This is a genomic window from Pseudomonas sp. Irchel s3b5 (genome assembly GCF_900187435.1).
Taxonomy (GTDB): domain Bacteria; phylum Pseudomonadota; class Gammaproteobacteria; order Pseudomonadales; family Pseudomonadaceae; genus Aquipseudomonas.
Window position 1 is genome coordinate 131424 of sequence record NZ_FYDY01000008.1, and the last position, 11993, is coordinate 143416.

The following is an 11993-nucleotide window of genomic DNA, read 5'->3' on the forward strand; positions in this document are numbered from 1 at the left end:
CCCATGCTGAAAAAAATCGCCCTCGCCGCTGGCTCCGTTCTGTTTGCCGCCAACCTGATGGCCGCGACGCCTGCAACAGCGCCGCACGTTCTGCTGGAGACCACCAACGGCCAGATCGAAATCGAACTGGACGCGGTCAAGGCCCCGATCAGTACCAAGAACTTCCTTGAGTACGTCGACAAAGGCTTCTACAACAACACGATTTTCCACCGTGTGATCCCGGGCTTCATGGTCCAGGGCGGCGGTTTCACGCAACAGATGCAGCAAAAAGACACCAACGCACCGATCAAGAACGAATCGAAAAACGGCCTGCACAACGTGCGCGGCACCTTGTCCATGGCCCGTACCTCGGTGCCTGATTCGGCCACCAGCCAATTCTTCATCAACGTCAAGGACAACGACTTCCTCGACCAGGGTGATGGCTACGCGGTATTCGGCAAAGTGGTCAAAGGCATGGACGTGGTGGACATCATCGTCAACTCGCCAACTACCACGCGTGGCGGTATGAAAGACGTACCGGCCGACCCGGTATTCATCAAGTCGGCCAAGCGCATCGACTGAGACTAAGCTGGACAAGGACGTCCGAGCCGTTGCCGGTGCTGCCGGCAACGCTCAAACCGTTTAAAGGAGAGCCCCTTTGTGGGCGAAAAAACAATGCTTTATCGCCGCTTTGAAAAACTGATCGATATTTTCCGTGATGCACCGACGGCGTCCCCGCCGGACCGGGTCTTCCCTTTTTATACCTATTACCTCAAGCAGGTGTGGCCAAGCTTTGCCGCCCTGTTGATCGTCGGACTGTTCGGTGCCTTGATCGAAGTGGCGCTGTTCAGCTACCTGAGCCGCATCATCGACCTGGCCCAGGGCGAGCCGAACGTCAATCTGTTCAAGGAGCATGGCCTGGAACTGGCGTGGATGGTGGTCGTGGCACTGGTCCTGCGCCCGATTTTTGTCGGCCTGCATGACCTGCTGGTGCACCAGACCCTGAGCCCCAGCATGACCAGCATGATCCGCTGGCAGAACCACAGCTACGTGCTCAAACAGAGCCTGAACTTTTTCCAGAACGACTTCGCCGGGCGCATCGCCCAACGCATCATGCAGACCGGCAACTCACTGCGCGATTCCGCCGTGCAGGCCGTGGACGCACTGTGGCATGTGCTCATCTACGCCATCAGCTCGCTGGTGCTGTTCGCCGAAGCCGACTGGCGCCTGATGATCCCGTTGCTGACGTGGATCATCGCCTTCATCGGCGCGCTCTATTACTTCGTGCCACGGGTCAAGGACCGCTCGGTGCTGGCGTCCGACGCGCGCTCCAAACTCATGGGTCGGATTGTCGACGGCTACACCAACATCACGACCCTGAAGCTGTTCGCCCACACCAATTTCGAACAGCAATACGCCCGCGAAGCCATCAGGGAACAAACCGAGAAAGCCCAAATGGCCGGCCGTGTCGTCACCAGCATGGACGTGGTCATCACCAGCATCAACGGCCTGCTGATCGTCTGCACCACCGGTCTGGCCCTGTGGCTGTGGACGCAGTCGCTGATCACCGTGGGCGCGATTGCCCTGGCCACGGGCCTGGTGATCCGGATCGTCAACATGTCCGGCTGGATCATGTGGGTGGTGACCGGCATTTTCGAAAACATCGGCATGGTCCAGGACGGCTTGCAGAGCATTTCGCAACCGGTGTCCGTCACCGACCGCGATCAAGCCAAACCCTTGGCCGTGGCCCGTGGTGAAGTGCGCTTCGAACACGTGGATTTCCACTACGGCAAGCAGAGCGGGATCATTGGTGGTCTCAACCTGAACATCAAACCCGGCGAAAAAATCGGCCTGATCGGTCCGTCCGGCGCGGGCAAATCGACCTTGGTGAACCTGCTGTTGCGCCTCTATGACGTTGAAGGCGGACGCATCCTCATCGATGGCCAGAACATTGCCGACGTCAGCCAGGAAAGCCTGCGCGAACGCATCGGCATGATCACCCAGGACACGTCGCTGCTGCACCGCTCGATCCGCGACAACTTGCTGTACGGCAAACCCGATGCCACCGACGCCGAACTCTGGGAAGCCGTACATAAAGCCCGGGCCGACGGGTTCATCCCGTCGCTGTCGGACGCCGAAGGCCGTACCGGTTTCGATGCCCACGTCGGTGAGCGCGGGGTGAAACTTTCCGGCGGTCAGCGCCAGCGCATCGCCATCGCCCGGGTGCTGCTCAAGGATGCGCCCATCCTGATCATGGACGAGGCGACCTCGGCGCTGGATTCGGAAGTTGAAGCGGCGATCCAGGAAAGCCTCGAAACCCTGATGCAGGGCAAAACCGTGATCGCCATCGCCCACCGTCTCTCGACCATCGCCCGGATGGATCGGTTGGTGGTACTGGAAAACGGCAAGATCGCAGAGACCGGCAGCCACGCCGAACTGCTGGCCCACGGCGGTTTGTATGCACGGTTGTGGCAACACCAGACGGGTGGGTTTGTCGGGATCGACTGATCCAGCGAGCACCACGCTTTCCCTGTAGGAGCGAGCTTGCTCGCGATGATGGAGTGTCGGTCGACATCAGTTCGTCTGATTCACCGCCATCGCGAGCACCCTCGCTCGCTCCCACAGGGGAGCCAGTAAAGACAATCGTGCACAAAAAAAACCGCCAGAACCTGTCAAAAACGGGCTCTCGCAGTTCTTAGCACGTGGAAATCTCAAAAAACCGTGCTGTACTCACTTCAACGTTCTGGAGATGGTTCTGCGGTCCATCGGCTGGATGCACAAGGCAGCATAATTTCGATAAGGCACTTTCTCATGTCTCTGTTCAAACGTTCCGCTACAGAGTTGGTAGGTACATTCTGGCTGGTGCTGGGTGGTTGCGGCAGTGCGGTGCTGGCCGCGGCTTTTCCGGACGTGGGGATCGGCCTGCTGGGGGTTTCCTTCGCGTTCGGCCTGACCGTGCTGACCATGGCGTTTGCCATCGGCCATATCTCCGGTTGCCACCTCAACCCGGCGGTGTCGTTGGGCCTGGTGGTCGGCGGACGTTTTCCGGCCAAGGAGCTGCCCGCCTACATCATCGCCCAGGTGATTGGCGCAGTGATCGCAGCGGCCCTGTTGTACTTCATTGCCAGCGGCAAACCCGGTTTTGAACTGGCCTCGGGCCTGGCGTCCAACGGCTACGGCGAACACTCGCCTGGCGGCTACTCGATGGCGGCGGGGTTTGTCACTGAACTGGTGATGACCGCGATGTTCATCCTGATCATCCTCGGTGCCACCGACAAACGCGCCCCGGCAGGACTTGCACCGATTGCCATCGGCCTGGGCCTGACCCTGATTCACCTGATCTCGATCCCGGTGACCAACACCTCAGTCAACCCGGCGCGCAGCACCGGCCCGGCACTGATCGTCGGCGGTTGGGCGATCCAACAACTCTGGTTGTTCTGGGTCGCGCCGTTGCTCGGCGCCGTGGTCGGCGGTGTGCTTTATCGCTGGTTGGGTAAAGAAGAGAACTGACCGGTAACTGGATCAGCCTTGCCGATAAGGCAGGGCTGATCTCGCTTCTTCTGCGTAACCCAGTACGCCAAGCCGCTCCTGTTCCAGAAAATCCTTCACCGCCGCTTTCAAACCCGGATGCCGCAAGTAATGCCAGGAATGCGTAATGACGGGCTCGAAGCCGCGAATCAACTTGTGCTCCCCTTGCGCCCCGGCATCAAAGCGCTGGAAACCGTTGGCGATCGCATAGTCCATACCCTGATAGAAACAGGTCTCGAAATGCAGGCGATCGTACTCCGCCAGGCATCCCCAATAGCGTCCGTAAAAGCTGTCGCCCCCCACCAGACTGAACGCCATCGCCACCGGGCGTGAGCCCTGCCTGGCCAGCACCACACGAATCGATTCCGGCATGCGCTCGGCCAACAGGCTGAAAAAGTCGCGGGTCAGATAAGGTGCTTGCCGACGCATCGCGTACGTATTGGCATAACAGGCGTAAACAAAATCCCACTGTGCCTCGCTCAGTTCCCTGCCTTCGAGCCATTCAAAATCGATGCCCTGCCCCGCTACCTGCTCGCGTTCCTTGCGCATCTGTTTGCGCTTGCGCGAACTCAATGCATCGAGAAAATCCTGAAAATCCCGATAACCGCGGTTCTGCCAGTGATACTGGCAGCCGATGCGCTGCAGCCAACCTGGCTGTTCGCTCAAGGCGGCATCGGTGAACGGGTCGGTGAAATTGATGTGGGCGCTGGAGAGTTGTTCGATTTCGAGGTAGCCCGGCAGGCTTTTGAGTAGTTCAAAACCGTCCTCAATAGTGGCCGCCAGCATACGCGGCCCACTCACCGGACTGAACGGTACGGCGCTCAGAAACTTGGGGTAGTAGTCGATGCCGGCACGTTCACAGGCATCGGCCCAAGCGTGATCGAACACGTATTCGCCGTAAGAGTGCCATTTACGGTAACCGGGCAGCGCGGCGATCAGGCGATCACCTTCTATGTGCAGCAAATGCTCGGGCTTCCAGCCGGTATGGGGACCGACACTGCCACTGTCTTCGAGTGCGCTCAGAAAGGCATGGCGCAGAAAAGGCTGCGTCTCGGGCACCAGTGCATCCCACGTCGGCGGGGCGATTTCTGACAGTTTTTGCAGGCGTTGCAACGGCATTACCGTCCTCACTCTTTTATGGCGTGAAAGCCTCGCGAGTATCGCTTATCGCTCCCCTTTTCACACGGGCATTCGGCCGACAAGGCTCTAACTCAATAGTTCAGGGTGACTTCGTATCGTCACCGACATGACATCACATTGCCACTGCCTTGTAATAAACCATCGCGATACTGGCGCCAGTTTTTAGAGCGTCGGGTTCTAACCCGGCCACTGTTTTCCGTCCATCAATGGTCGGTTGTGCCCTGGATGGCTCAGTCATCCACTCTCATCTTCGGAGATTGATATGCGTCTTGCTTCCACGAAAACTGCGGCGGCCCTCTGCGGCAGCCTGATGCTGGCCATGAGTGTTTCGGCCAACGCCGCAGTCGACGCCAAACTGCTCGACATGCTCAAGGCTAACGGCTCGATTACCAACGCGCAGTACAGCGAACTGCAGGCCGAACTGGCCCGGGATCAGAAAGATCAGCAAATTGCCCGTCAGGCTCAACAAGAGACCAACGAGCAAATCACCGCGACCGCGAAGAAAACCGAAGCCCTGAGCACCTTCGACCAGAAACTGGCGTGGGCTGCCAAGACCCAATTCAAGGGCGACATGCGTTTCCGTCAGGAATCTATCGAGAACAACGACGCGCCCAACAACAAAGACAAGAACCGTCAGCGTATTCGTGCCCGCCTGGGTGCCTACAGCGAAATCAACCCGCAAGTCGACACCGGTATTCGTATTGCCACTGGCAGCAACGACGACGCTCGCTCCACCAACCAGGACTTGGACAACTACTTTAACAAGAAGGAGATTTGGCTGGACCTGGGTTACATCGACTACCACCCCGACGCCATCAAGAACCTGCACCTCGTTGGCGGCAAGATGCCGCAGCAATGGGTGAGCATGGGCGACATCATCTGGGATAGCGACGTCAACCCGGAAGGACTGGCAGTCACTTACAAGTACCCGCTGGGCGGCAGCACCGAGCTGTTCGGTAGCGCTGGTCACTACACCCTCAAGGACAACGTCGACGGCGAAGGCGTGCAATTCAAAAATGACCTGCGTCTTTACGCAGGTCAGTTGGGTGGGCGCTTCGCTCTCACTGACAACCTGAAAATGACCCTGGGCGGCAGTCTCTACGCCTACGACAACGATGAAGACAGCGCTTGCCCTACCTCCGGCAGCACCACTGCGCCGTGTGCGCTGGCCGTCAATGGCAACAGCCCGGGCGAAGAATTCAACTTGTACGAAGGTTTCGGTCAGTTGGACATCGGCGGTCTGCCAATGCCGCTGTCGCTGTACGGTCAGTACGTCAACAACACCGACGCCAGCAATGACCAGGACACTGCTTGGTTGGCCGGGGTCAAGACCAAGTTCTACGGCGTTGCACTGGACTACAACTACCGTGATGTACAACGTAACGCGGTGGTCGGCGCCTTCACCGACTCTGACTTCGCCTACGGTTACACCGGTTCGCGCGGCAGTAAGTTGAAAGCGAGCTACGAGTTGGACAAGAACTTCACCCTCGGCGCCACGTACTTCATGGCTAACTCTGACTACACCAACGCCAGCACCAACAAGAAAGATTCTGACATCAACACCCTGCAACTGGATGCTGAAGCGAAGTTCTGATTCACCGCGCCATACGACTCCAGCAAGGATGCCTGAGCCCGTTTTACAGCCTCGCGTTGATGTATCGGTCCCCATCATCCGCCGATACTTCAACGCTGGGCTTTTTGTTTTTCAAAGCCTGGAAAACCGGACATTTGTGGCGAGCGAGCTTGCTCGCGCTGGACTGCGAAGCGGTCCCGAAAGCAGCCATCGCAGACTGTCGGACACACCGCACCGCTGTATTGCGACGACTGCGTCGTCGAACGGGGGCAAGCCCCCTCGCCACAAAAAACTCACCGCCACAAAACACGCGATCTTTTCAGTTACCGCAACACAATCAGCGCTTGCGCAGCAACACACTACCAATCGAATAACCGGCACCGAACGAGCTCAGTACCGCCAGCGAGCCGGCAGCCAGATCGTCCTGGTTCTTGTGGAATGCAATCACGGAGCCTGCGGAGCTGGTGTTGGCGTATGTGTCGAGAATCACCGGCGCTTCCAGTTCGGTAGCGTCGCGACCGAGCAGTTTCCTGACGATCAGGTGGTTCATGCTCAGGTTGGCCTGGTGCAGCCAGAAGCGCTTCACGTCGCTGATGTTGAGCTGGTTTTCTTCCAGGTGCGTAGCGATCAGCTCGGCCACCATCGGGCAAACATCGCGGAACACCTTGCGGCCTTCCTGCACGAACAATTTGTCCTTGGCACCGATGCCCTCTTCCGCCGCGCGGTTGAGGAAGCCGAAGTTGTTGCGGATGTTGTTGGAGAACTTGGTCAGCAACTTGGTGCTGACGATGTCGAACTGGTGCTTGGACGTCGCCAGATCGGCACGTTCGATGATCACGGCGGTGGCGGCGTCACCGAAGATGAAGTGGCTGTCGCGGTCGCGGAAGTTCAGGTGACCGGTGCAGACTTCCGGGTTGACCATCAGGATCGCCCGGGCCTGGCCCAGTTGCACGCTGTTGGCAGCGGTCTGGATGCCGAAGGTCGCCGAGGAGCACGCCACGTTCATGTCGAAACCGAAACCCTGGATGCCCAGCGCTTCCTGAACTTCGATCGCAATGGCCGGGTAGGCGCGTTGCAGGTTGGAACAGGCGACGATCACGCCGTCGATATCAGCGGCGGTCTTGCCGGCGCGTTGCAAGGCTTGTTCGGCAGCGCCGATGGCCATTTGGCAAAGCACCGACCATTCGTCGTTGGAACGCTCCGGCAAGCGCGGTGCCATGCGTTGCGGATCGAGGATGCCTTCCTTGTCCATGACAAAGCGGCTCTTGATGCCGGACGCTTTTTCGATGAAGGCTGCGCTGGATTCGGTCAACGCGTCGACTTCACCGCGCGCAATGGCGTCGGCGTTATCGGCGTTGAATTGCGCCACATAAGTATTGAAAGACTGCACCAGCTCTTCGTTGGAGATGCTGTTGGCCGGGGTGTACAGGCCGGTGCCGCTGATGACGACGTTATGCATGGTCGTGTCTCTAATAATCTGTTCAGGCAGAAAGCATTGGCACCGACGTACCAACACACAAGGGGTCTATTCCCATCCGGGGAGGCAAACCTGGCATCACATTATCCGTCCTGCTCACGGCGCGAAGGCTCAAAACCGCGGGGTCGGCATTTATAGGCGCGAAGTTTGCCATAAACCTTGGGTTTTCGCCCTATTTGCGAGATGACTTGACCTGAAACGGCGTTTCGGAATGGGGATGACTAACCTGTAGGAGCCGGCTTGCTGGCGAAAGCGCCTTGAAGAACGCCATCGCCAGCAAGCCGGCTCCTACAGGGGGCTGTGTCAGGGTTCGACCTGAGTCCACTGCTTGTTCAGGCGCTTATCGGAGATCGGGACCTTGGTCCCCAATTGCTGGGCGAACAATGAAACCCGGTACTCCTCGAGCCACCAGCGATACAGCTCCAGCTGCGGATCACGCTTGCCTTCCTGGGCATGCTTGTTGGCGCGGGTCTGGTATTGCGCCCACAGACCGGACAATTCGCCGCTCCAGACCCGATCCCGCTGTACCTGGGCGCCGATTTTTTCGAAGCGTTGTTCGATCGCCTTGAGATAACGCGGCAGTTCCTTGAGCCACTGCATCGGCGTTTCCCGGACAAACCCCGGGTACACCAGATGACTGAGCTGTTGCTTGATGTCGTTCAGGGCCACGGCTTGGGCGAGGTCGATCTTGCCCTTGAAGCGTTTTTGCAGGCCATGCCAGAGCTTGAGGATTTCCAGGGTCAACTTCGCCACGCGCTCGGCGTGCTCGGTCCAGGCGCCACGCTTGCGCTCGGCCAGCGATGCCAGACCGGCGCCGTCACGGGGTAACGGGTCTTCGCCCTCGAGAATGCAGCTGTCGAGGCTGGCTAGCAGAATGTCTTCCACCAGCGCATCGACACGGCCCATGTCGCGGTACAGCAGGCCCAGCTCGGTCAAGCCCGGCAACTTGCCGCGCAGGAACTTGGCGGGTTCAGCCAGTTGCTGCATCAGCAGGCGTTGCAAGGCGCGGCGATGCTGGAACTCGGCTTCGGCCGGGGTCGAGAAACGCCCTTCCTTGACCGTGCCACCCTCTTCCACCAAGGCAGGGTAAACCGTCATCGACAGCCCGGCGATCTTCTGCTGGGTTTTCTCGGCCACGGCAGCGAACACTTTCGGCTCGACCGGTTGCTGGTTTTTTGCGGTTTGCGGTACGGCCAATGCCGCCTGGCTGGCTTCGGCAAAACGCGCCGTCAGTTCAGCCAGATCGCGACCTTCGCCGAGGAATTTGCCCTGGGCGTCGACGATTTCCAGGTTCATCCGCAGATGGCTTTCGACCTGCTGCGCCGCTTCGCTCCAGGCTTCGTCGCTGACGCGGGCGCCGGTCATGCGCAACAGTTCACGGCCCAACGCCTGGGGCAGCGAGCCCTCGGCAAACGTCATGCGCTGCAACGCCGCTTTGACGAAGTCCGGCACCGGCACAAAATTCTTGCGCAAGGCCTTGGGCAGGTTGCGCACCAGGGCAATGCACTTGGCTTCGATCAAACCCGGCACCAGCCATTCCAGGCGCTCCGGTGGCAGCATCGGCAACAGCGGCGCCGGCACACGCAGGGTCACGCCATCCCGTGGATGGTTCGGTTCGAAGTGGTAGCTCAGCGCCAGTTCCAGATCGCCGATGTGCAGCGTGTCCGGGTAATGCTGGGCGGTGACTTCACTGGCTTCGCGGGCCAGCACGTCTTCTTCGCGCATGATCAGCAGTTGCGGATCTTTCTGGCTGTTGATCCGGTACCAACTGTCGAAAGTCGCGGTCTGGTGGATCTCTGCCGGCAATCTCGCGTCATAGAAGGCGTACAGGGTTTCTTCGTCGGCCAGAATGTCGCGGCGACGGGCCTTGGCTTCCAGTTCGTCGAGTTGTTCCAGCAACGCTTTATTGGCCGTCAGGCATTTGGCTTTGGATTGAATCTCGCCGCGCACCAGCGCTTCGCGGATGAACAATTCGCGGGACACCACCGGATCGACCGGACCGTAATGCACCGGGCGACGACCGACCACGATCAAGCCGAACAAGGTGATCTGCTCGAACGCCACGACCTGACCACGCTTCTTCTCCCAATGGGGTTCGAAGTGGTTTTTCTTGATCAGGTGCCCGGCCAGTGGCTCGATCCAGTCGGCATCGATCTTGGCGACCATGCGCGCGTAGAGCTTGGTGGTTTCCACCAGTTCGGCAGTCATCAGCCATTGCGGGCGCTTCTTGCCGATGCCCGACGACGGGTGAATCCAGAAGCGCCGCTGACGGGCGCCGAGGTAATCGCCGTCTTCGGTCTTCTGGCCGATCTGGCTGAGCAGGCCCACCAATACCGCTTTGTGCAGTTTCGGGTAATCCGCCGGCTCTTTATTGAGGCTCAACTGCATGTCGCGGCAGATCAGGCTCAACTGGCGATGGGAGTCACGCCATTCACGCAAGCGCAGGTAATTGAGGAAATTCTTGCGGCACCAATTGCGCAGTGGACTGGCCGTCAGCGCCTGGCGCTGCTCTTCAAAACCACGCCACAGATTGACCAGCCCGGCGAAATCCGAATCGGTGTCTTTCCATTGAGCATGGGCCTGATCCGCCGCTTGCTGGCGTTCCGGCGGACGCTCGCGCGGGTCCTGAATCGACATGGCGCTGGCGACGATCAGCACTTCCTGCAAGCTGCCAAGCTTGGCCGCTTCAATCAGCATGCGCCCCATGCGCGGGTCCACCGGCAGCCGCGCCAACTGGCGACCGAGCGGGGTCAGCTGGCTGTTGCGGTCCACCGCCGAGAGTTCCTGCAGCAGGTTGTAACCGTCGCTGATCGCCTTGCCATCTGGCGGCTCGATGAACGGAAACGCGGTGACCTCGCCGAGACGCAGGTGCAGCATCTGCAAAATAACGGCGGCGAGGTTGGTACGCAGGATTTCCGGATCGGTAAATTCCGGGCGCCCGAGGAAATCTTCTTCGCTGTAGAGGCGGATGCAAATGCCCGGTTCGACGCGCCCGCATCGACCCTTACGCTGGTTGGCGCTGGCCTGGGAAACCGCTTCGATGGGCAGGCGCTGAACCTTGGCGCGGTAGCTGTAGCGACTGATGCGTGCGGTGCCGCTGTCGATCACGTAACGGATGCCCGGTACGGTCAGCGAGGTTTCCGCGACGTTGGTCGCCAGCACCACGCGACGCCCTGGGTGCGACTGGAAAATCCGCTGTTGCTCGGCGGGTGACAGCCGTGCGTACAACGGCAGAATTTCGGTGTGCTTGAGCTGGGCCTTGCGCAGCATGTCGGCGGCGTCGCGAATCTCGCGCTCACCGGGCAGGAACACCAGCACGTCACCGGGACTGCGGCGTTCGCTGCGCTCAAACGCGGCGATTTCGTCGAGGGTGGCGAGGATGGCCTGATCCACGGTCAGGTCATCTTCGACGCGGTTGCCCTCTTCGTCCTGCTCAAGCGTCAGCGGACGGTACCAGGTGTCCACCGGGAAGGTGCGACCGGAGACTTCGACAATCGGCGCATCGTCGAAATGCTTGGAGAAACGCTCCAGGTCGATGGTGGCCGAAGTGATGATGACTTTCAGGTCCGGACGACGCGGCAGCAGGGTTTTCAGGTAGCCGAGCAGGAAATCGATGTTGAGGCTGCGTTCGTGGGCTTCGTCGACGATGATCGTGTCGTAGCGTTCCAGATACCGGTCGTTCTGGGTTTCCGCGAGCAAGATGCCGTCGGTCATCAGTTTGATCAGGGTATTGGAATCGCTCTGGTCCTCGAACCGCACCTGATAGCCGACCAATGCGCCCAACGGCGTGCCCAACTCTTCGGCAACGCGACTGGCCACGCTGCGCGCCGCGATCCGGCGTGGTTGGGTGTGACCGATCAGGCCATGCTGGCCGCGACCGATTTCCAGGCAGATTTTCGGCAACTGGGTGGTTTTACCCGAGCCGGTTTCGCCAGCGATGATCAGCACCTGGTGCTTTTCCAGTGCCTTTTTGATTTCGTCGCGCTTGGCGGCAATCGGCAAACTGTCGTCGTAACGAATCAGCGGCAGGCTGGCGCGGCGGGCCAGCACCTGATCACAGGACACCTGCATCCGCGCCACCCACTGGGCCAGCTTGGCCTCGTCGGGTTTCTTGCGCAGCTCAAGCAACTGCCGCCGCAGCCGGTGGCGGTCGGCGAGCATGGCGTGATCGAGGTTTTTCAGCAGTTTGTCGATGGAGGGCGATTCGTCGGTCATCGGGTACGCAATTCAGTCGTCTAGTGGCGCAGGGTGCGGATTGTCGCAGATTTAAAGGATGAACGAGATCCCTTGTAGGAG

The 11993-nt window shown here is 59.7% G+C and carries 7 protein-coding genes; 4 read left to right on the forward strand and 3 right to left on the reverse strand.

Going from position 1 to position 11993, the window contains the following annotated elements; genetic code table 11:
• Positions 1-3: 3 nt before the first annotated feature.
• The 3 genes from CKW15_RS11750 (at position 4) to aqpZ (ending at position 3489) form a co-directional block, all read left to right on the forward strand.
• Positions 4-561, forward strand: a complete 558-nt coding sequence (locus tag CKW15_RS11750; protein ID WP_095058941.1) for a peptidylprolyl isomerase — start codon at positions 4-6, stop codon at positions 559-561.
• Between the two features lie 93 nt (positions 562-654).
• A complete protein-coding gene (locus CKW15_RS11755) occupies positions 655-2487 on the forward strand; it encodes an ABC transporter ATP-binding protein (RefSeq protein WP_095152169.1) in 1833 nt (610 codons plus the stop codon).
• 303 nt (positions 2488-2790) lie between these two features.
• Positions 2791-3489, forward strand: a complete 699-nt coding sequence (gene aqpZ, locus CKW15_RS11760; RefSeq protein WP_095060688.1) for an aquaporin Z — start codon at positions 2791-2793, stop codon at positions 3487-3489.
• Positions 3490-3501: 12 nt separating this feature from the next.
• On the opposite strand, the gene CKW15_RS11765 is transcribed toward aqpZ, so the two are convergent.
• Positions 3502-4626, reverse strand: coding sequence for a GNAT family N-acetyltransferase (locus tag CKW15_RS11765; protein WP_095152165.1), 1125 nt, complete (start codon positions 4624-4626; stop codon positions 3502-3504).
• Between the two features lie 283 nt (positions 4627-4909).
• Here CKW15_RS11765 and CKW15_RS11770 point away from each other — a divergent pair, with 283 nt between their 5' ends.
• Complete coding sequence (locus tag CKW15_RS11770; protein ID WP_095060684.1) at positions 4910-6241, forward strand: putative porin; 1332 nt, start codon at positions 4910-4912, stop codon at positions 6239-6241.
• 316 nt (positions 6242-6557) lie between these two features.
• Here the strand turns inward: CKW15_RS11770 and CKW15_RS11775 are convergent, their stop codons facing one another.
• Positions 6558-7679 (reverse strand): beta-ketoacyl-ACP synthase III, encoded by a 1122-nt coding sequence (locus tag CKW15_RS11775; RefSeq protein ID WP_095060682.1) that lies wholly within the window; start codon positions 7677-7679, stop codon positions 6558-6560.
• 321 nt (positions 7680-8000) lie between these two features.
• Positions 8001-11912 (reverse strand): ATP-dependent RNA helicase HrpA, encoded by a 3912-nt coding sequence (gene hrpA, locus CKW15_RS11780; RefSeq protein ID WP_095060680.1) that lies wholly within the window; start codon positions 11910-11912, stop codon positions 8001-8003.
• Between the last annotated feature and the right edge of the window lie 81 nt (positions 11913-11993).